Origin of the sequence: Arsenophonus sp. PmNCSU2021_1 (assembly GCF_036919435.1) — a bacterium.
Lineage (GTDB): Bacteria > Pseudomonadota > Gammaproteobacteria > Enterobacterales > Enterobacteriaceae > Arsenophonus > Arsenophonus nilaparvatae.
Map to the genome: position 1 here is coordinate 99,995 of NZ_JAZHPL010000006.1, position 18,030 is coordinate 118,024.

General features: G+C 37.5%; 25 protein-coding genes and 5 pseudogenes. 12 read left to right on the plus strand and 18 right to left on the minus strand.

The features are described from left to right. Positions 1 to 698: 698 nt before the first annotated feature. A complete protein-coding gene (locus V3224_RS13335) occupies positions 699 to 1,142 on the minus strand; it encodes a recombination protein NinB (protein ID WP_334471045.1) in 444 nt (147 codons plus the stop codon). Between V3224_RS13335 and V3224_RS13340 the strand changes: the two genes are divergently transcribed. After that, entirely contained in the window at positions 1,067 to 1,354 is a 288-nt protein-coding gene (locus V3224_RS13340) for a hypothetical protein (RefSeq protein ID WP_334472072.1), read from the plus strand. The genes V3224_RS13335 and V3224_RS13340 overlap by 76 nt on opposite strands. Before the next feature lie 25 nt (positions 1,355 to 1,379). On the opposite strand, the gene V3224_RS13345 is transcribed toward V3224_RS13340, so the two are convergent. From V3224_RS13345 to V3224_RS13365, 5 genes are all read right to left on the minus strand, one after another. Continuing rightward, positions 1,380 to 1,583 (minus strand): hypothetical protein, encoded by a 204-nt coding sequence (locus tag V3224_RS13345; protein WP_334471046.1) that lies wholly within the window; start codon positions 1,581 to 1,583, stop codon positions 1,380 to 1,382. After that, positions 1,544 to 1,723, minus strand: a complete 180-nt coding sequence (locus V3224_RS13350; RefSeq protein WP_334471048.1) for a DUF551 domain-containing protein — start codon at positions 1,721 to 1,723, stop codon at positions 1,544 to 1,546. Before V3224_RS13350 ends, V3224_RS13345 begins: the two co-directional genes overlap by 40 nt. Positions 1,724 to 1,937: 214 nt before the next feature. Further along, positions 1,938 to 2,273 carry a hypothetical protein gene (locus V3224_RS13355; protein ID WP_334471049.1) on the minus strand — a complete coding sequence of 112 codons (336 nt, stop codon included), beginning with the start codon at positions 2,271 to 2,273 and terminating at the stop codon, positions 1,938 to 1,940. Continuing rightward, positions 2,264 to 2,413 carry a hypothetical protein gene (locus tag V3224_RS13360; RefSeq protein WP_334471051.1) on the minus strand — a complete coding sequence of 50 codons (150 nt, stop codon included), beginning with the start codon at positions 2,411 to 2,413 and terminating at the stop codon, positions 2,264 to 2,266. Before V3224_RS13360 ends, V3224_RS13355 begins: the two co-directional genes overlap by 10 nt. 113 nt (positions 2,414 to 2,526) lie before the next feature. Further along, positions 2,527 to 2,961 (minus strand): hypothetical protein, encoded by a 435-nt coding sequence (locus V3224_RS13365; RefSeq protein WP_334471053.1) that lies wholly within the window; start codon positions 2,959 to 2,961, stop codon positions 2,527 to 2,529. Positions 2,962 to 3,212: 251 nt separating this feature from the next. Between V3224_RS13365 and V3224_RS13370 the strand changes: the two genes are divergently transcribed. Further along, positions 3,213 to 4,085: an IS982 family transposase gene (locus V3224_RS13370; protein WP_334467716.1), complete on the plus strand. Its 873-nt coding sequence runs from the start codon at positions 3,213 to 3,215 to the stop codon at positions 4,083 to 4,085. Positions 4,086 to 4,111: 26 nt separating this feature from the next. On the opposite strand, the gene V3224_RS13375 is transcribed toward V3224_RS13370, so the two are convergent. The 7 genes from V3224_RS13375 to V3224_RS13405 all read right to left on the minus strand — a co-directional run bounded on the left by V3224_RS13375 (position 4,112) and on the right by V3224_RS13405 (position 9,300). After that, a complete protein-coding gene (locus tag V3224_RS13375; RefSeq protein WP_334471055.1) occupies positions 4,112 to 4,255 on the minus strand; it encodes a DUF1187 family protein in 144 nt (47 codons plus the stop codon). Between the two features lie 24 nt (positions 4,256 to 4,279). Further along, positions 4,280 to 5,224, minus strand: a complete 945-nt coding sequence (locus tag V3224_RS13380) for a DUF7146 domain-containing protein (protein WP_334472031.1) — start codon at positions 5,222 to 5,224, stop codon at positions 4,280 to 4,282. Then, complete coding sequence (locus V3224_RS13385) at positions 5,115 to 6,815, minus strand: DEAD/DEAH box helicase (protein ID WP_334471057.1); 1,701 nt, start codon at positions 6,813 to 6,815, stop codon at positions 5,115 to 5,117. Before V3224_RS13385 ends, V3224_RS13380 begins: the two co-directional genes overlap by 110 nt. Next, a complete protein-coding gene (locus tag V3224_RS13390; RefSeq protein ID WP_334471059.1) occupies positions 6,809 to 7,258 on the minus strand; it encodes a helix-turn-helix domain-containing protein in 450 nt (149 codons plus the stop codon). Before V3224_RS13390 ends, V3224_RS13385 begins: the two co-directional genes overlap by 7 nt. Positions 7,259 to 7,711: 453 nt before the next feature. Next, positions 7,712 to 7,876 carry a hypothetical protein gene (locus tag V3224_RS13395; RefSeq protein ID WP_334471061.1) on the minus strand — a complete coding sequence of 55 codons (165 nt, stop codon included), beginning with the start codon at positions 7,874 to 7,876 and terminating at the stop codon, positions 7,712 to 7,714. 795 nt (positions 7,877 to 8,671) lie between these two features. Continuing rightward, on the minus strand, positions 8,672 to 8,956 hold the full coding sequence (locus tag V3224_RS13400; RefSeq protein WP_334471063.1) for a hypothetical protein: 285 nt from the start codon (positions 8,954 to 8,956) through the stop codon (positions 8,672 to 8,674). 107 nt (positions 8,957 to 9,063) lie between these two features. Then, a complete protein-coding gene (locus V3224_RS13405) occupies positions 9,064 to 9,300 on the minus strand; it encodes a transcriptional regulator (RefSeq protein ID WP_334471065.1) in 237 nt (78 codons plus the stop codon). Between the two features lie 115 nt (positions 9,301 to 9,415). Between V3224_RS13405 and V3224_RS13410 the strand changes: the two genes are divergently transcribed. Next, the gene (locus V3224_RS13410; RefSeq protein ID WP_334471067.1) at positions 9,416 to 9,817 is read left to right on the plus strand and encodes a helix-turn-helix domain-containing protein; all 402 of its coding nucleotides are present in this window, start codon (positions 9,416 to 9,418) and stop codon (positions 9,815 to 9,817) included. A 436-nt stretch (positions 9,818 to 10,253) separates the two neighbouring features. After that, a complete protein-coding gene (locus tag V3224_RS13415; protein ID WP_334471069.1) occupies positions 10,254 to 10,565 on the plus strand; it encodes a hypothetical protein in 312 nt (103 codons plus the stop codon). A gap of 133 nt (positions 10,566 to 10,698) precedes the next feature. Here the strand turns inward: V3224_RS13415 and V3224_RS13420 are convergent. Next, positions 10,699 to 10,845: pseudogene (locus V3224_RS13420) on the minus strand (Cro/CI family transcriptional regulator); the annotation flags it as partial. 112 nt (positions 10,846 to 10,957) lie between these two features. On the opposite strand from V3224_RS13420, the gene V3224_RS13425 reads away from it, so the two are divergent. The 3 genes from V3224_RS13425 (at position 10,958) to V3224_RS13435 (ending at position 12,759) form a co-directional block, all read left to right on the plus strand. After that, entirely contained in the window at positions 10,958 to 11,371 is a 414-nt protein-coding gene (locus V3224_RS13425) for a helix-turn-helix domain-containing protein (RefSeq protein WP_334471073.1), read from the plus strand. 75 nt (positions 11,372 to 11,446) lie between these two features. Beyond that, the gene (locus tag V3224_RS13430; RefSeq protein ID WP_334471075.1) at positions 11,447 to 12,007 is read left to right on the plus strand and encodes a hypothetical protein; all 561 of its coding nucleotides are present in this window, start codon (positions 11,447 to 11,449) and stop codon (positions 12,005 to 12,007) included. After that, on the plus strand, positions 12,004 to 12,759 hold the full coding sequence (locus V3224_RS13435) for a DUF1828 domain-containing protein (RefSeq protein ID WP_334471077.1): 756 nt from the start codon (positions 12,004 to 12,006) through the stop codon (positions 12,757 to 12,759). The genes V3224_RS13430 and V3224_RS13435 overlap by 4 nt, the downstream gene beginning before the upstream one ends. A gap of 516 nt (positions 12,760 to 13,275) precedes the next feature. On the opposite strand, the pseudogene V3224_RS13440 reads toward V3224_RS13435, so the two are convergent. Next, a pseudogene (locus V3224_RS13440) lies at positions 13,276 to 13,818 on the minus strand (transposase); the annotation flags it as partial. Positions 13,819 to 13,888: 70 nt separating this feature from the next. Here V3224_RS13440 and V3224_RS29990 point away from each other — a divergent pair. Beyond that, positions 13,889 to 14,262, plus strand: a pseudogene (locus V3224_RS29990) (IS701 family transposase); the annotation flags it as partial. 29 nt (positions 14,263 to 14,291) lie between these two features. On the opposite strand, the gene V3224_RS13455 reads toward V3224_RS29990, so the two are convergent. Continuing rightward, positions 14,292 to 15,164 (minus strand): IS982 family transposase, encoded by an 873-nt coding sequence (locus V3224_RS13455; RefSeq protein ID WP_334467716.1) that lies wholly within the window; start codon positions 15,162 to 15,164, stop codon positions 14,292 to 14,294. 169 nt (positions 15,165 to 15,333) lie between these two features. Between V3224_RS13455 and V3224_RS13460 the strand changes: the two genes are divergently transcribed. Next, a complete protein-coding gene (locus V3224_RS13460) occupies positions 15,334 to 15,465 on the plus strand; it encodes a hypothetical protein (RefSeq protein WP_442890371.1) in 132 nt (43 codons plus the stop codon). 161 nt (positions 15,466 to 15,626) lie between these two features. After that, positions 15,627 to 16,081, plus strand: a pseudogene (locus tag V3224_RS13465) (transposase); the annotation flags it as partial. Positions 16,082 to 16,094: 13 nt separating this feature from the next. Here the strand turns inward: V3224_RS13465 and V3224_RS29995 are convergent. Further along, positions 16,095 to 16,534 (minus strand): annotated as a pseudogene (locus V3224_RS29995) (IS701 family transposase); the annotation flags it as partial. Between the two features lie 167 nt (positions 16,535 to 16,701). Here V3224_RS29995 and V3224_RS13480 point away from each other — a divergent pair. Both V3224_RS13480 and V3224_RS13485 read left to right on the plus strand, forming a co-directional pair. After that, a complete protein-coding gene (locus V3224_RS13480) occupies positions 16,702 to 16,872 on the plus strand; it encodes a hypothetical protein (protein ID WP_334471083.1) in 171 nt (56 codons plus the stop codon). Between the two features lie 146 nt (positions 16,873 to 17,018). Beyond that, on the plus strand, positions 17,019 to 17,240 hold the full coding sequence (locus V3224_RS13485) for a hypothetical protein (protein WP_334471085.1): 222 nt from the start codon (positions 17,019 to 17,021) through the stop codon (positions 17,238 to 17,240). A 291-nt stretch (positions 17,241 to 17,531) separates the two neighbouring features. Here V3224_RS13485 and V3224_RS13490 read toward each other — a convergent pair whose 3' ends face one another. Beyond that, a complete protein-coding gene (locus V3224_RS13490) occupies positions 17,532 to 17,987 on the minus strand; it encodes a hypothetical protein (RefSeq protein WP_334471086.1) in 456 nt (151 codons plus the stop codon). Positions 17,988 to 18,030 lie beyond the last annotated feature (43 nt).

Below are 18,030 nucleotides of genomic sequence, written 5' to 3' on the forward strand. Positions count from 1 at the left end.
TCGTATCCACGAGTTTCGCACCAATAAAAAAACGCTCTATTTTTAAGTTTAATTCAGCATAATATATAAATAGATAAAGCCTTATAAATCAAATGCAACTTATTATAATTTAAGAAAATTCATGTGTTTTAGTAACTTGCAGGTTGATCATTGCTTTTAAGCCATTTCTAGAATTTTATATGCCTGTGCGAAACTCGTGGTATCGTGTAGTACAGTTAAACCCGATATTGTCAGGAATTATCATTACAAACTCCCTGATCAATCAACCCCTAAAAATAAACATTTTATGGGTAGAGACACATGGGTAAAAGGTGACATGGTTTATACTGTGGCTTATCACCGCTTGGATCTAATCTATTTGAGTAAAAACCGCGAAGGTAAAAGAGATTATTTCACCCAGCGACTTGGAAAAGAACAAATGAATGAAATATATCGTTGTGTTCTTCATGGAATGGGTATGAGTTTTATGTGTCAACACTTGTAATGGAATAATTTGTTATCTTAATTCTGTGTTGCATAAAAATTTTTTCCTGCTAACATTGCTAATGTCTCCTGCGTTAATCACATTCACGATTAGCTGACAGGCTTTAAGACTACTCTAAGGTGCGTCCATCGTAGCCAGCGTGACAGAAAGCGATTGCAAGCTAAGTCAACGCTGAGAATAACCCCCGTTTTATGGGGGCTCTGCTTTTGATTGCTCACTGTTCTTGTTCCTGTTTTAATTTCATATACTCCGAGCTTTCCGGTATTGTCACGAAACAACGTATGCCAATCGCCCAGCATTCCACTTTTTGCATGAAGACATGCATTTCCCCCGTATCAAGCTTTGATGTCCTCCTGAGCGTTCTGACGCGCTCTGGCTCCTGTGTGGTTACATCGATACGTTCAACCACCTCATAGCCGAGAAATGTATGTTTCAACATTTCCTTCACTTGCTCAGCGGTAACGTTAGCGTTGTTAGCACACAGATATTTGCTTATCTCCCCTGTCCACAGGTGGAAAAGGGAATTTTGAGAAAGTGAACGGGTTTTACGGTAAGGTTTGATAATGAGTTGATGCGGTTGTTTTGTTGCAAGGACAGCTTTTAAGGTTTGCCAGACGGATTGTTTCGTTGATTCGTGGAAGAGTAGCTTGTCTTCCAAATGCGCCTCCTGTTATTTTTCATTTCAAGAATGCATGGTTAAACAAGACAAAAAATACATATACCATTGAGATAGCTAAAGATGTGACAGCCACCACTGCTAAAGACTTTAAAGAAATAATAAACCACGTACTGTTGTCGATTGTGATAGTTAACATTATCACCGACATCATAACACCTAAAAAGCAAAAGAGATTCATGCTGATTCTGTAAATAAAGTTAATTATTTCATGCATCACTATTCTTCCTCCTCCTCGTCAATAATGAGTTCATCAATATGGAATGAACTAAATCCATTTTTCTTAACATAATCATAAGCTTTTTTATATGTGCTAAACGCTGCAACCGCTTCCATTTCATTTTCAAACCCTATTGTGCTAACTATATGAACTATTGTTGATTTCATTCTTCCTCCTCTGGCGGTGCTGGCAATGGCATCCAATATTTTATGATCCCATCATTTTCAATATAAATATTGCCAAAATACCAGCCGTCATATTCTTGTTGATAATATCCAACTAAAACATTACCTCTTTCAGTGCAGACAAGAACATCTTCTGTGTTTAAAGGCAACTCATCCACGAGTTTCGCACCAATAAAAAAACGCTCTATTTTTAAGTTTAATTCAGCATAATATGTAAATAGATAAAACCTTATAAATTAAATATAACTTATTGTAAATTAAGTAAATTTATGCATTTCAGTAACTTGCAGATTAATCATTACTTTTAAGCCATTTCTAGAATTTTATAGGCCTGTGCGAAACTCGTGTCATCTTCACATTTAATCCAGTTCATCACCTAATCTCTCTCATCTCCACGCCTTTAGCGGTATAACCGGTTACCTGTTTCCCCGCTATCCGTTGACGCTTTTTCGTCAAAAAATGGATATGGTCTTCGTAAACATAACAGTATTCACCATCGACAAGGATGTGTTTAAAAGCTTTCATTGGTTGTTTTGTATACTGCACAAACGGATAATTATCTCTATATATCAAAGCATTAAGTGGGCATAACGATTGCCTAGCTATAACAATTTGTTTTTTGTACTGCACAAATGGAGTTAACTTATTGTTTTTAATGCTTTCTTTTGTGCGCAACTCTTTAAGTGCTTTTGGGTTTATTAATTGCATTTGTCGCCCCTAATCTGTTGAGATGGAGTCATTAAGGTTGCAAACATATCGATGCGCTTACTGACTTCTCGCACTGCTTGAGTAGGTGACATGCCTGATTCAATGGCTGACTGAAACGTTGCTTGCTCTATCTTCTGCATACAAAGAAGAATACCAAGCTTTTGGTCATTGGCTTTACTTCGCTCACCTGAACATAAACCCGCTAAACGGTTCTCAATGTTTGCCAGATTGATGTAGTGATGTTTCTCCGCACCTAAATCACGTAAAGCATCACGGGACTCATGGTAATGAGGTAAATACTCCCTTCTAATAGGTTCAGCGGCTCGTTTTTTAGCAAATGCGTGACATCCAGCTTAAATTGCGTCATTTTCTCGTAATCACGTCCACAGACAATGCGACACATAAAATCAAACTGGTTTTCATTGAGTAGAACATACTTATGTTCACGCGCACCCAGTTGAATAGTATTTAATCGCTCCGTTTGAAACGAAAGGATGCCAAACTCACGTAAGTTTTTTGAGTTCTTTCTAATTAATTCATAAAGATGTTTATGTTTAATACTTAGCCTTTTGGCAAACAGACAACTATCTATTCTGGGCTCCGTTCTATGTTGAATTAAAATACCGGAGTCCTCACTTTGGGCACAAAGAAGCCCTTCACGGTTATTCACCGTGTTTTGAATGTTCATATTTTTGCCTATTTGATTCTTATTGGGGTAGGTTTAGCGGAGTACAGGTGAAATTTTCTATTGACACTTTTGGCAATTTGCCACGCTTTCCAGCCTTGTCACTGACAATAGTCCAGTAGTAACCTATCTAGCTAACCTGAGTTCGGGATAAGAAATAAAGAGAAAGTCTTGATATTCAAATAGTTGAATGAGCCTGTTTTGTTAAAATACTCTAACAGTCTGGTTAAAGAGTAGAGCATTGTTAAACAATTATGGAAAATCTTACTGAACTTTATTGCCTGATGGATGATTTTTGCAAAGACTTCGAGCCAAAAATGCATGAATATTTGCTGACTAACGGTACTAAGCGTCGTAGACGGTCTACTCAGCTTTCGTTGGCGGAAATGATGACACTGGTTGTGTTGTTTCATCAACTCCGATTCAGGCAATTCAAGGTATTTTATCTCTATTATGTCCGCTTATATCTCCGGAAGGAATTTCCTAACTTGCCATCCTATTCACGCTGTGTAGAGTTACTTCCGCGTAGTGCCTTAGCGTTAACGGCACTGTTTGAGTCAATTAAGGGAAAATGCACGGGGCTATCGGTTGCCGATTCTACTCCGATAGCGGTGTGTGATAACTTACGGATCCGCAGACATAAAGTCTTCAATGGGATAGCTGAACGGGGAAAAAATTCAACAGGTTGGTTCTTTGGTTTCAAGCTTCATGTAATTATCAATCATTTGGGGGAAATACTCAGTTTTCGACTCACACCAGGAAACACCGATGATCGGAAACCATTGCCTGAGCTGACAAAGGATCTTTCTGGTTGTTTGTACGCAGATAAAGGGTATTTATCGGCTTCACTGAAACAGCAACTCAAAACGATGGGAATTAGCCTTATAACGAATATCAAGAAGAAAATGAAGCCTATTAAACAGACTTGTTTCGACAAAGCCATCTTGCGTCATCGTTCTGTCATTGAAACGGTATTTGATGAGTTAAAAAATCTTTGTCAAATAGAGCATACGCGACATCGCTCTCCGGCTAACTTTGTAGTGAATTTATTAGGCGGACTAGTTGCATATTGTTTAATGCCATCTAAACCAAAGATACCTGTTGCAGGTACGTATCTTCAAGTATAATTGATAATGCTTATCCCGAACTCAGGTTAGCTAAATTGCATTTTGAACATGGATGGCACCGATAACATTTTCAGGCAATCCTGTTCTGATAGTGCTTTGTCGCTAAAGCGATACCAATGCACAGGCTCGCCACCATCCTTAACAATGGTTGCTTCGATTTGGTATTTCATTGGAGCCCTTCGAATTAAGGTGTGTTAATTGATATGATGACGATATAATCGTTCCTGAAACACCTTCAAACCGTCCAGTATCAGGTCGTTGAAATCGCCTTTTTCAGGCCAGCGAATACTAACCGTCTCAACATCATTGTTGCTTAAAATATTTTTGTTGCCACAATCAAATGCTGACGCAAGTCCTGTACCATTCTTGTCTCTATCAGCAAAGATAATCAGATGCTTTACGCCTTTAGGTGCTCGAAATTTACGCATAAATCCGGCATTAAGTGTTGACCAGGTGTTACAACCATAGACCTGTTTGCACGACAGCGCCGTTTCTATTCCTTCAGCTATTCCCAGTGTAGAAGACACGGGAAACATTCTGATAGCGATCGAATGAGCAAAACCAAGATAACTTTCCGCCTGAAGTTTTAACATTCGTTTGTTACCTTCAACATTCGCTTTTTTGTCACCTTCCAAAAGGGTGCGATGTAAATAACAGCTATTACCATTATTATCCGTTGCGATTGACCAGATAGCCTGCTTGTCACCAAGCGGTGTTTTTTCACAAGGGTTAAACCGGATGTTAGCGGTCGGCAACACATGAATACCACGATGACTCAGATACTGACTGGCTATTGTATCCTTAAGGGAGAGGAGTGTAGCAAATTTACTGATAACTTTAGAACGGATGATGTTGATATCTGATGGAATTTCTTGCTTTGGTTTATTTGAATACTGATTTCCAATTAGCTGATCTATTTCTCGGGCTAAGACTTTAAACACTTTTCGCTGCGTAAGCTCCAGTAATTTCCAACCATCCCCTGCACCACATGAACAAATCCATGACCCATTGCCATTTTTATTATCTATCCTAAATTTTCCTTTCCTGCCACATATTGGACATTCTCCTTGATAATGCTTCTTTCCCGTTATCGCGGGTAGTTTGTAATAGTGAAAGATTTCTGGCCAGCGCCCCCTGATTGCTTCTACCGTTCGCATTGATGTTATCCCTTAAAATATTTATCACATTGTTTGACATAACCAAAACGTCCTCTTCCTGTCGATTTTTGGTATTGTGTTTTTGCGATTTAGCAAAAGCGATCTGACATGAACGGATGTAATTGTTTACTTGGGGTGTTATTTCTTCCGGCGTATCGTGCAAGCCCCGTGGCCACACCCCAAATTTTTTCTTATAGGTATGAGCACACCAACCATCACTAAGCGGTTTTCCCAGTATTTCTCGCTGACGCTGGTAATATTTAATCTGTGACCACCAACTTTGCTTTTCTGCCTCAGTAAACACGTGTTTGCCCTGACTGATTTTTGTTAAATGCCGAGTTTCATCAACAGAAACATCTTCACCCATAAGGGGTTTAAATCCACATTTCGGACAAACATAAATCCCTGCGGGTTTCATGTAGTGACATGAGGGACATTCTTTCGGTTTTTTTTCGCTATTTTTTTCCCTGTTTTCATTCCGCTGAGTTTTCATACCGTCATTTTCATCGGGCAATACCTCATACTCAATGTCATCAGGAAAACCTAAATGATGAACGGTTCCGGAGTGATCAAATATCAAACATTTGTCTTTGCCTGATGCCGTGCGTAGCCCTCGCCCAAGACACTGAACCCATCTGATCTCTGACTTAGTGGGTCTCGCGTAAATAATGCAGCGAACATCACTATCAAACCCTGCAACCAGCACACCCACATTAACAATTATTTTCGTCGTACCCGTTTCAAAGCGATTGATGATGATATGTCTTTCATCATGAGGCGTTTTCGCTGTCATCACCTCAGCGTTTATCCCCGCTTTGCTGAATTCCATCGTAAGGTGATTAGCGTGACTAACATTGACACAAAAGCAAACCGTAGGCCTGTCTTCACCGTTTTCAAGCCAGAATTTAACCACATTGCCAACCAGAACCGTATCACCCATAATTTTTGCCAGTTGCTCTTCGTTGTAGTCATTACCAAACGCCGATAATTTTGATGTTTTCACCCCACTCACATCTGGATTATCGGGCGCATAAAAATCATAGGGACTCAGATCTTCGAGGTTGATAAGCTCTCTCATTGTGGTGGGTTTTATGAGTTTTTCATAATATTTTCCCATCCAGTTTGCAAAAGGTGTCCCTGAAAGCCGAACTACTTTGATGCCAGTATCCCTGATAATCTCCAGGATTTTTTTGCGTTTCATGTGCGCTTCATCGATGATTAACAAATCGATGTTGTCGGGAAAGTTTCGGCGTATCAGTGTATCTGCTGAGGCAATCTGGATTAATCGCGTTGGGTCATAGTCAGGATGATCTCGCCATACATAACTGATTTCGTTCGATGACAAACCATACTCAACAAATCTTGATGCAGTCTGGTTTAACAACACCGTATAGGGGACAACAAACATCACTCTCATTCCCCGTGCAACAAATCCATCGGTGATGAAGGCAGCAATTGCCGTCTTACCAAATCCAACCGGCGCATACAGCAAAAATGTTCTGGCTTGTTTCCAGTTGTTTCTTAGCATATTTAGTGCTACCACTTGCTTACTTTTTGGTGTTATGCTTAACATGTTTTACTCCGTTTCAGTTTGCGGCCGTAGACCTCCCTTAAGGTTTTACGGCCAATCTCCTCAAGTTTTTCATCATCAATCGCGGCAATATCAGCCAACGAAGTCACGTTCCCTGATGTTATTTGCGCCACCCGATAATATTCCGCTTTCGAAATATTCCAGCTCCTTCCTGACCATGCAAACTCGGGGTTCATTGCGTAAACGCCTCGCTTAACCATGATTAATCCTATCGACTCAAGCTCTTTGTTCGCCCGCTGAATACTTCTTGGTGTAACGCCTAAATCGCGCGCTATCTCTGCGGAACTGGCAACACATAACCCGTATTTCCAGTCGCAACTCTCAATCAAATGCCCATACAACTCTATTGCCACCGGTGACAATCCCGATATTCGTTTAAATAATTCTTTGGGTACAAAAATACGTGACCACCTGTAAATTTTCATATGTTAGCCTATTGACTTAACGTTAATTTTATGAATGCAAACTGATTAAAAATCAAACAATGCGACGAAGTCTGTCGTTTAAACGACGAACCCTGTCGCTTTTACGTTTTTTACTTATTGATTTTAAAAGTTTTTTTCAAATTCCCTCCTTTATCCTTATACGCGATCCTTATATATACTTCTCGATCTGGGAGAGAAGATATCTTTTGACTTTAATTTTACAAGTGATTAACAATCGTGCTTTCTGTGAGATTTTTACACTAGCCAGAGAAAGAACTAGCCATTGTTTAGGTTCAACTCCGTGATTCCGGCAACACCTTGACAGGGGATGGTTCCTTCTGGCCTGTGGGGGTTTTGGCTGGGTACTGACAGAGAGTTGCCTAGGTTAGGTATGTAACGGGGGTTCTCATGTAACAGGTAAAGTATTTTGTAAAATTGGCAATTGCCTTTTGTTTAAGCCCGTTTTAATTGCTGAGGTTCAGATACATACCCATCCAAGTATGAAGCATGATTTTTAACAAAAATTCTCAGCCGTGTATTTGCCGCTTTTCTTGCCGAATTTTCTTTCCGGTAAGTAACGGTTTCTTGCTCAAAATATTGCTGACACGAGTTTCGCACCAATAAAAAAGCGCTCTATTTTTAAGTTTAATTCAGCATAATATATAAATAGAAAAAATCTCATAAATTAAAAATAACTTATTGTAATTTAAGTAAATTTATACGTCTTAGCAAGTTACAGATTAATTATTGTTCTGAAGCCATTTCTAGAATTTTATATGCCCGTGCGAAACTCGTGGCTGATAGACTGCTGAATATCTTATTGCTACTCTGACTCTAACTGAGGGCTTAAGTCTTAGCAACATGTCCCTAATCCATTGTCCATCTTGCTCAAAATAACTATCAGGCATAAAAATATTAACATGATATTCATAATTATTCATATAATGACTTAACCTATTGAATAATAAATTACTTTATTCAAATAAATTTATTTTTGTTTACCCATATATCATGGCGGTTTTTATTGATAAATCGACGTTTTTTTGGCATAATGACCTCGCTGAAATTGAAAGAAAAAAGGGAAAATTGGCGTTTCCCTTCTCGTTAAACTTCCTGAAATATTTGATTAAATACAACACTCGATCTGACATTCTGACGCTTCATTGTTTTTTAACTCTGGAGCTTCTTTTTTTGGCAATCTCAAATGCTCTAGCATGTCAATCAGCTTGCGTATGTCTTCACCTGAGATATTCGTAATAACAACCACGAGTTTCGCACCAATAAAAAAACGCTCTATTTTTAAGTTTAATTCAGCATAATATATAAATAGATAAAACCTTATAAATCAAATACAACTTATTGTAATTTAAGAAAATTCATGTGTTTTAGTAACTTGCAGATTGATCATTGCTTTTAAGCCATTTCTAGAATTTTATATGCCTGAGCGAAACTCGTGATAACAACTCCCTGTGCCGATGAATCAGGCACACTCAGCACATGCCTTGGCAAGCCGTATACTGAGACGACCTGACAGGCTAGTTTAAATATTCTGGTTTTATCCCGACTCGCTGTTGAGGGGTGGATCCCTAGTGATTTAGCAAACCCGTTATTACCCCCTTCTGATGCCATCTTCTGGTAGAAGTAAGATTCTAAATGCTCTGGTTTGCAGGTGATTTTGATAGTATTTGAATATTCCATGGTTATAATCCTTAAGTAATAAAATTCCCTACCTCGATATTCCTATGAGGTTGTGGTGGCTCTAACGCTTATTCAGAGCGAGTCAAAATGTTAAAGAACGGTGTTATTCAGAGAGTATTTTGCTTATCAGCAGGGATACCATCTGTTGGGTTTGGGTAAATATCAGGGCGTAGCTTATGGGGAGTGATCTGCCACTCTAAAACTTTAGCCATTGAAAAAACGCATTCAGCAGGAACACGATTTCTAAACCAAACACTAATTGTCTGAGGACGTTTACCCAATTTACGACCTAACTCAGACTGAGTCGTGATAGCAAATATTTTATTTTGTAGATCTATATCCATACGAACTTCTCCAACTAGGTTTAATGATATTACAGATTTAATTTTAAACTTCAAATTATATTTGCAATGTTAATAACAAAAAAATTTTGTATGCTTTAATAGTGATAATTATTCAATGGGTAAAAGTATGAGTTTTCCTAAAAGGCTTCAGCAGGTGTTAGATGAGCTAGGCTGGAATCAATCAGAACTGGCTCGCAGAATGGGAGTTAAACCTCAGTCTGTTCAAGGCTGGTTGAAAAATGTAATACCTAGAATGGATAAGCTTAAGAAATTATCTGAAGTAACAGGAAAACCTGTATATTGGTTCTTTTCCGATAAGTTAACAAATCAAGAAAATAAAAGTCATGAAATTTTTTCTATGAAAAAAAACACGCTTACGGAAAAACAAAAGTTGATATTACAATTATTTGAATCCCTTCCTGAAAGTGATGTTGATTTGATTCTAAAAGAACTAGAAATCAAAAAAAATTTTTATGAGAAGAAAATAGCAGAACTTTTAAAACAAAAAAAAATATAGTCTAAACTCTTTTAAACCCTCTTTTTTAAATTTTATTTTATAAACAATTCAAATTTACACGCCTATAATTACAAATTAAATTATAAATCATGTTGACAGTTTAAATTTTAATTTGTAGATTATATTCCATCAACTCACTGCAACAGGCAAACGCCAGACAATACCACGAGTTATCTGAAACGTTGCCAAGTAGCCAGCCTGAGGCGTACGAACATGAAGGCAAGTGTAGTCATCAGTAACTAAGTCATTTCGCTCTTTAACATATTGGAATCACGGCTCTGAATAAGCGTTAGAGCAACACCACAAAGTGAGTTTTGGGGTGTGTGAATATAACAGAACACTCAAATCTCGTTTCTACACCAGGGAATAAACAGACTGTGAACATTAACCGTAAGTATTCGGCACACACCACTAAAACTTATTTAGGAGGAACAAAATGGCAACCATTATCTTTAAATCTAAAAAAGACAATGCTAAATCTCGTCGCCTAGCAAAACAAATGGCATTCTGGGATAGAAAACGCGCTGAATACGAAGCGAAACCTAAGCCACGTTCTACAGAGCAAATCCTTGATTCCATATTCAACAAGCAAGATGATACCGTTAATACTATTGCATCACTCACTCTCAATCTAAAAGACAAAAAGCCTCAGCCATCGTTTGATAACTGTTGCTTACCGAATACTTATCTCTATTCTGCAAGAAAATACTCAAAAACCCGCAAATCAAATAGCATACAGACAAAATGATTTGATAGTCTTTGCAGCAATCTTATCCTACACTTAATTCCATAAGTTTCAGATAATAGTTATCCCTCCCGATGGGCTGGGAATTTGAAATCTCCCAATTTCAGGGAGGCCAGGTTGTTAAAGAGCGATAATTTTATTTTTTTCTATAAAACTCAGTTCTGTATTTTAATTTTCCTTTAGTGATGCGCTCCAATTTTAGAGCGGATCTCTCAGGAATAATTGTTCTCCATTGAGAAACGGCTGAATCAGAAATCATTAATTTCAATGCGATTTCTCGATGAGAATCAAAAAACTCACGACCTCATCTTTTAGCATTAATACCTCCGTTAAAGAATACTTTAATTATTAATTTAAAGGAAACTTAAGTCAAGAGGAATTAAGATAATTTAATTATGGAAATAAAATCGATCGGGCAACGCATTAGATTGCGAAGAAAAGAGCTACAGCTAACACAAAAACAGCTTGGAAAAAGAGTTGGGGTCTCTCATGTTGCAATTTCACAGTGGGAAAAAGAAGAAACTGAACCTAACGGGGACAACTTGTTGTCTTTAGCTGACGCTCTAATGTGCACTCCTGAATATATCATAAGAGGCAAAGGTACAACTAAATTTAACCAAGAACAAAATGATAATTACAGATATAGTAGATTGACAAAAACAGAAGAAAAGCTTTTAGATATGTTCAATGCTCTTACACAAGAAGAACAAAGAAATTATCTGAAAGAAATTACTGAGACTCGGGCTAATCTCGAACGAATTTATAAAGAAATGAAAGAAAAAGAGAAGAAATCCAAAAGAGCATCGTGAGGCGGGTGATAATCAGTAGCCTGACGACATATTTTAGGGTGTGGATATTAATAAAAAATTAACGGATGACTAATAGTGGCAAAGTGTACTGATTATCAACCTAGCCAAGTAGAAGTTGACAATGTTCTATACTGTGAAAAGTACGTTGATTTCTCTGGTATTAGTTGGAAGGAAAAACCGCCCCCAAACAGGCCATTTTTATGGCTTCAAATGAATGTTTTGCCATTAGACAGCGATGGAATACCAGTGCAAGGATTAACTATTTTGATCCAATGGAAGCCTGATCATGAATCTAAGCAAGATGGCGATGAAGTATTCCCAAAGATAAATATTGTAGCACTTTATAACAAAAAAAGAATATTTGCAGTTGATGGCTATCCATTTGATGGACATACAAATAGATATAAAGTAGATCACCCTGACTTTGTAAATTATATTTTAGGTGCCCACTACCATGTTTACTATGAAGAGGCTGGGCGCTATAGTGAAGTAGGATTCCCAATTAAAAAGGCTATAAAATCAGATGACATTAGAGGGTTTTGGCAGTTTTTTTGTGAGCATTTAAATATAAAATGCACAGGTGAACTCCCTATACCTTTAGAAGATATATCTGGACAAATAGGATTACCATTATGATGTGCTCAACAGTCATATCTAATCTTGGTTTTGAATACCACCCGATAGGAGCTGAATTACTAAGAATTATTAGCCCGTTCACTTTCTGTGATGATGGGGAGCATGTTGGTGCTTTCGTAAAAGAAGTTAATGGTAAATACCTTGTAAGTGACCGCTGCGATGCGCTAATGAATATGGAAGCTAGGGGAATTTCGCTTACAAAGAAAAGGATTGATGAAATACGTAGCTTTATAAGTCATCAAGGAGCAGAGCTTAACGATAGAGGTGAAATCGTTAGTTGGGCAACAGAAGATACAGTTGGATCAGCCACCTCTAATGTAATTAGAGCTGGTATATTAGCTTCCACTTTATCTATTAGCTGGCACCAATCGGGCAGAGTTGAAAAATTTGAAAGTGAAGTTATAGATTATTTATATCACTCCAACTTAAAAGATAGGATATCATTGAGATCTAATGTGTTAGGAATGAGTGGTCACAACATCGTCATTCCAGTAACAGTTAATACAGAAGTTCCAAAATATCTTTTTACATCTAGTGTAAAGCAAGGTGGAAGTTGGAATAGTGCATACTCTCTGCTTGGGAAATTAATAGACCTAAAAAATGCAAATACTGCGTTAAATAATCGATATGTTGTTGTTGATAGCGAATCAATCGGCGCTCAAATGCAGCAATTATCTCTTTTGTTTAATGAAATAAGTCATGTCTTACCTTTTACAAAAAGAGATAAATGGATATCTAAACTAGCCGCATAGCTTCCCATCCCAGCCCTCCCCGAGGGTTTTTTATTGCCCTCTCATTACACTACCCTAATAAACACCCCCATCTCAACATATCCAACCCATATCATAATAATCTCCGCAAATTTATCGTTCCTCTTTTTTTAACAATCCAATTTTTAATCGCTGACAAAAGTAATTCATTAAAAATCATTATATTATAAATTCACATTAAAATTTTTCACTTCAATATTTAAGTTATCTTTATTTTATTCTTGGCTTTATTATTAAGATAACTTAAATTTAAGTTTATCAACTCACTGCAACAGGCAAAAGCCAGACAAGACTCCGAGTTATTTGAAACCTTGCCAGACGTTGCCAAGTAGCCAGCCTGAGGCATATGAACATGAAGGCAAGTGACGACAGTTAAGTACTACCGCTCTTTAACACCCTTTCGCTGAAAAAGCGTAACCATAAAACACCCAAACAGTTGGTTTTGGGGTGAGTGAAATAACCAAAATACCGTCATTAAGTCACGAGTTTCGCACAAAACTAATTTGGGTACGCTAATAAAACACGGATTTGCTCAGTAATAGCACTTTTGATTACGTCCCAATTTTGTTGATAAAGGGTTATTTTTTCAGATATACGACGTTTATGTTGTTCAAACCACGCAGAAATAGCGAGAAAAATATGATTTCTTTGCGCTCGGCTCGTGCGAGCCTGACAGCGTTCAATACCACAGTTTTGTTTAACTTCTCGATGATAAACTTCAACAGACCAACGGGCATCCATGATAGATTGGACGTATTGACGGGTGGGATTCTCTTTGTTTGTTACTATGTAATCAATACGGCCGTTTTTGGCTGTAAATTTGAAAACGGTTACCCAACCATATCCTCGCAAGTGTATTGACGTTCCTTCTTCTGAGATGTCTAACTTGTTCAGTTGTTTGTTATGGTTAACAATCCTATTTTTCCTCAGCGTGTTTACCCAGATCCAACCATGAGAGCGAATTGATTTCAGGTTATCCAGGCTAGAATACCAAGCATCCATCACTACGGCTTCTGGCATGATCCCTCTTTTTTTAGCAAGACACGAGTTTCGCAATCTCCAAAAAAGAAGTATAAATTTAAAAACAAGAAAAAATCAGGGTGTTCATATTTTGTCGGGTTATCCATGTATTAAAGATATCTATAAAACATTCTTACAAGTAAGCAGTTTAAGATACTCTGGTTTAGCGTTATCAGAAGTAAGCCCATCGCCTTTATCTCATGACACTGTTAGCCGATGGCTAAAAAGTAGATGTTTTAGACCTAAAGACCTATGGCGATTAGTTGAACCTTCTATAGACAAAAAAGCCCTTGCGTACTAATTGCCGATGATACATTGATTGCCAAAACACGTAGTAAAAAAATAGTGATGGTCCATTATCAATATTCAGGTAATGAACATGATGTTATTGCTGGCATAGGTTTAGTTAATTTGCTTTGGCATGATCTGACGAAGGTTGAATCAATTCCTATCAATTATCGTATTTAACCTGAGTTCGGGATAAGCATTATCAATTATACTTGAAGATACGTACCTGCAACAGGTATCTTTGGTTTAGATGGCATTAAACAATATGCAACCAGTCCGCCTAATAAATTCACTACAAAGTTAGCCGGAGAGCGATGTCGCGTATGCTCTATTTGACAAAGATTTTTTAACTCATCAAATACCGTTTCAATGACAGAACGATGACGCAAGATGGCTTTGTCGAAACAAGTCTGTTTAATAGGCTTCATTTTCTTCTTGATATTCGTTATAAGGCTAATTCCCATCGTTTTGAGTTGCTGTTTCAGTGAAGCCGATAAATACCCTTTATCTGCGTACAAACAACCAGAAAGATCCTTTGTCAGCTCAGGCAATGGTTTCCGATCATCGGTGTTTCCTGGTGTGAGTCGAAAACTGAGTATTTCCCCCAAATGATTGATAATTACATGAAGCTTGAAACCAAAGAACCAACCTGTTGAATTTTTTCCCCGTTCAGCTATCCCATTGAAGACTTTATGTCTGCGGATCCGTAAGTTATCACACACCGCTATCGGAGTAGAATCGGCAACCGATAGCCCCGTGCATTTTCCCTTAATTGACTCAAACAGTGCCGTTAACGCTAAGGCACTACGCGGAAGTAACTCTACACAGCGTGAATAGGATGGCAAGTTAGGAAATTCCTTCCGGAGATATAAGCGGACATAATAGAGATAAAATACCTTGAATTGCCTGAATCGGAGTTGATGAAACAACACAACCAGTGTCATCATTTCCGCCAACGAAAGCTGAGTAGACCGTCTACGACGCTTAGTACCGTTAGTCAGCAAATATTCATGCATTTTTGGCTCGAAGTCTTTGCAAAAATCATCCATCAGGCAATAAAGTTCAGTAAGATTTTCCATAATTGTTTAACAATGCTCTACTCTTTAACCAGACTGTTAGAGTATTTTAACAAAACAGGCTCATTCAACTATTTGAATATCAAGACTTTCTCTTTATTTCTTATCCCGAACTCAGGTTATTTATGATAAAGATTCTGATGGAAAAACAAAAAACACGCACTTTTCCGAAATGCTCACTCTTGCTAAAAAAAGAGGGATCATGCCAGAAGTCGTAGTGATGGATGCTTGGTATTCTAGCCTGGATAACCTGAAATCAATTCGCTCTCATGCACGAGTTTCGCATAGGCATATAAAGTTCTAGAAATGGCTTAAAAGCAATGGTTAATCTGTAAGTTACTAAAACACATAAATTTTATTAAATTACAATAATTTGTATTTAATTTATAAGGTTTTGTCTATTTATATATCATGCTGAATTAAACTTAAAAATAGCGCGTTTTTTTATTGGTGCGAAACTCGTGTCATGGTTGGATCTGGGTAAACACGCTGAGGAAAAATAGGATTGTTAACCATAACAAACAACTGAACAAGTTAGACATCTCAGAAGAAGGAACGTCAATACACTTGCGAGGATATGGTTGGGTAACCGTTTTCAAATTTACAGCCAAAAACGGCCGTATTGATTACATAGTAACAAACAAAGAGAATCCCACCCGTCAATACCTCAAATCTATCATGGATGCCCGTTGGTCTGTTGAAGTTTATCATCGAGAAGTTAAACAAAACTGTGGTATTGAACGCTGTCAGGCTCGCACGAGCCGAGCGCAAAGAAATCATATTTTCTCGCTATTTCTGCGTGGTTTGAACAACATAAACGTCGTATATCTGAAAAAATAACCCTTTATCAACAAAATTGGGACGTAATCAAAAGTGCTATTACTGAGCAAATCCGTGTTTTATTAGCGTACCCAAATTAGTTTTGTGCGAAACTCGTGCAAGAGTGAGCATTTCGGAAAAGTGCGTGTTTTTTGTTTTTCCATCAGAATCTTTATCATAAATACGATAATTGATAGGAATTGATTCAACCTTCGTCAGATCATGCCAAAGCAAATTAACTAAACCTATGCCAGCAATAACATCATGTTCATTACCTGAATATTGATAATGGACCATCTCTATTTTTTTACTACGTGTTTTGGCAATCAATGTATCATCGGCAATTAGTACGCAAGGGCTTTTTTGTCTATAGAAGGTTCAACTAATCGCCATAGGTCTTTAGGTCTAAAACATCTACTTTTTAGCCATCGGCTAACAGTGTCATGAGATAAAGGCGATGGGCTTACTTCTGATAACGCTAAACCAGAGTATCTTAAACTGCTTACTTGTAAGAATGTTTTATAGATATCTTTAATACATGGATAACCCGACAAAATATGAACACCCTGATTTTTTCTTGTTTTTAAATTTATACTTCTTTTTTGGAGATTGCGAAACTCGTGTAAGTTAAAAACCAACACCAGGGAACTACCAATATGACTGTAAATATAAGCCGGATACCACCGGCACACACCACCAAAACCCATTGTCAGGAGGTAATATGTGTAACTTTCATGGTTATGATAATGCTCGTAGTCGTAGACATGAGCGTAGAAGAGCCAAACAAGCAGCTTACGACTATAACAAAGCGCTTAATATGGCACTGAAAGCAGCCTTAAATCCAAGCAAACCCTCTCAGCCACGAGTTTCGCACAGGCCTATAAAATTCTAGAAATGGCTTAAAAGTAATGATTAATCTGCAAGTTACTGAAATGCATAAATTCACTTAATTTACAATAAGTTATATTTAATTTATAAGGTTTTATCTATTTACATATTATGCTGAATTAAACTTAAAAATAGAGCGTTTTTTTATTGGTGCGAAACTCGTGTCAGCAACAAACACCACCCAACACTAAACGCCCTGTTCTTTCACTAAAAAGAAAGGTGATTAATCGTGTAGAAAAAGCAATATCAATTCGTCCTACTAAAGTGTATGACACATTTAATAACTGCTGTCTTCCTATTGCAGCTTTATACACTTCCAGACGGGTTAACAAAAAACCAAAATCACATTTTGGAGTAACCGCTAACTGTTAAAGGTATTAAAATGATTTTGAAATTCAATAACAAGCACGAGGTCAAACATGGAAAACAACGAACCTGAATTAATGGGGAGTCAAAATACTGACGACCGATTAGATTTTCGTATTTATGCGCTAACTTTTTTCAATAACAAATTGACTTTATCAACCAATGACCGAAAAGATTTTTGGCTAGAAATCGCTCCCACCATTGGCTGGATAAAGTTTGAAAAACACAGCACGGAGGATGAATTTATCCCAAATGGAGCACTGTTTGTAGCCACTGAATTGCGTTCGGCATGTGATTTTACCCCTTACCCAATAATTCAAGCACGATGTGTTTTGTGGCGTCAGCGGGAAGCTGTTTTATCTGCTGTAAAAACAGCTTTTTTTCTTCCGAATCGTTAAGATTTTGATGAATAAATTTTCGAATAACCGCTAGAGATTCATTATGGAGTTTTACGGTAACGATCTTCAAAGAGGCTGAAATACTACCTTCCTCAGTAAGAAGGTTTATAGCGTCTTTGGTTGCTTTAATCAGATGTATTGCAGGTTCTTTTCCTGAAAGGCATTCAATAATTCCTCCCTTAATCATTCCTTCTTCTTGCAAATAGGCGATGTTTTGAAGAAGCTTTTTCTTATCAACTAAACGTAAATGATCAGGAATATTTTCTGTTTTAATAACATCGGGATAATCGTACACCGCTAACTCAAGCAGTTCAAATTGTAAATTTCTATCGAAATTAGCTAATGAATCATTCATTACTCTACCTCTTGGTTGTTGTGGAAAACACCAAGTGTAACAC

What these genes read in the sequence shown, in the direction of transcription:
- V3224_RS13355 (WP_334471049.1), bottom strand. Translation starts at nt 2,273, where the DNA reads ATGCAATTAATAAACCCAAAAGCACTTAAAGAGTTGCGCACAAAAGAA.
- V3224_RS13455 (WP_334467716.1), bottom strand. Translation starts at nt 15,164, where the DNA reads ATGGAAAATCTTACTGAACTTTATTGCCTGATGGATGATTTTTGCAAA.
- V3224_RS13360 (WP_334471051.1), bottom strand. Translation starts at nt 2,413, where the DNA reads ATGCAGAAGATAGAGCAAGCAACGTTTCAGTCAGCCATTGAATCAGGC.
- V3224_RS13375 (WP_334471055.1), bottom strand. Translation starts at nt 4,255, where the DNA reads ATGAAATACCAAATCGAAGCAACCATTGTTAAGGATGGTGGCGAGCCT.
- V3224_RS13460 (WP_442890371.1), top strand. Translation starts at nt 15,334, where the DNA reads ATGCTCACTCTTGCTAAAAAAAGAGGGATCATGCCAGAAGTCGTAGTG.
- V3224_RS13390 (WP_334471059.1), bottom strand. Translation starts at nt 7,258, where the DNA reads ATGAAAATTTACAGGTGGTCACGTATTTTTGTACCCAAAGAATTATTT.
- V3224_RS13370 (WP_334467716.1), top strand. Translation starts at nt 3,213, where the DNA reads ATGGAAAATCTTACTGAACTTTATTGCCTGATGGATGATTTTTGCAAA.
- V3224_RS13425 (WP_334471073.1), top strand. Translation starts at nt 10,958, where the DNA reads ATGGAAATAAAATCGATCGGGCAACGCATTAGATTGCGAAGAAAAGAG.
- V3224_RS13435 (WP_334471077.1), top strand. Translation starts at nt 12,004, where the DNA reads ATGATGTGCTCAACAGTCATATCTAATCTTGGTTTTGAATACCACCCG.
- V3224_RS13490 (WP_334471086.1), bottom strand. Translation starts at nt 17,987, where the DNA reads ATGAATGATTCATTAGCTAATTTCGATAGAAATTTACAATTTGAACTG.
- V3224_RS13415 (WP_334471069.1), top strand. Translation starts at nt 10,254, where the DNA reads ATGGCAACCATTATCTTTAAATCTAAAAAAGACAATGCTAAATCTCGT.
- V3224_RS13480 (WP_334471083.1), top strand. Translation starts at nt 16,702, where the DNA reads ATGTGTAACTTTCATGGTTATGATAATGCTCGTAGTCGTAGACATGAG.
- V3224_RS13385 (WP_334471057.1), bottom strand. Translation starts at nt 6,815, where the DNA reads ATGTTAAGCATAACACCAAAAAGTAAGCAAGTGGTAGCACTAAATATG.
- V3224_RS13405 (WP_334471065.1), bottom strand. Translation starts at nt 9,300, where the DNA reads ATGGATATAGATCTACAAAATAAAATATTTGCTATCACGACTCAGTCT.
- V3224_RS13400 (WP_334471063.1), bottom strand. Translation starts at nt 8,956, where the DNA reads ATGGAATATTCAAATACTATCAAAATCACCTGCAAACCAGAGCATTTA.
- V3224_RS13410 (WP_334471067.1), top strand. Translation starts at nt 9,416, where the DNA reads ATGGGTAAAAGTATGAGTTTTCCTAAAAGGCTTCAGCAGGTGTTAGAT.
- V3224_RS13365 (WP_334471053.1), bottom strand. Translation starts at nt 2,961, where the DNA reads ATGAACATTCAAAACACGGTGAATAACCGTGAAGGGCTTCTTTGTGCC.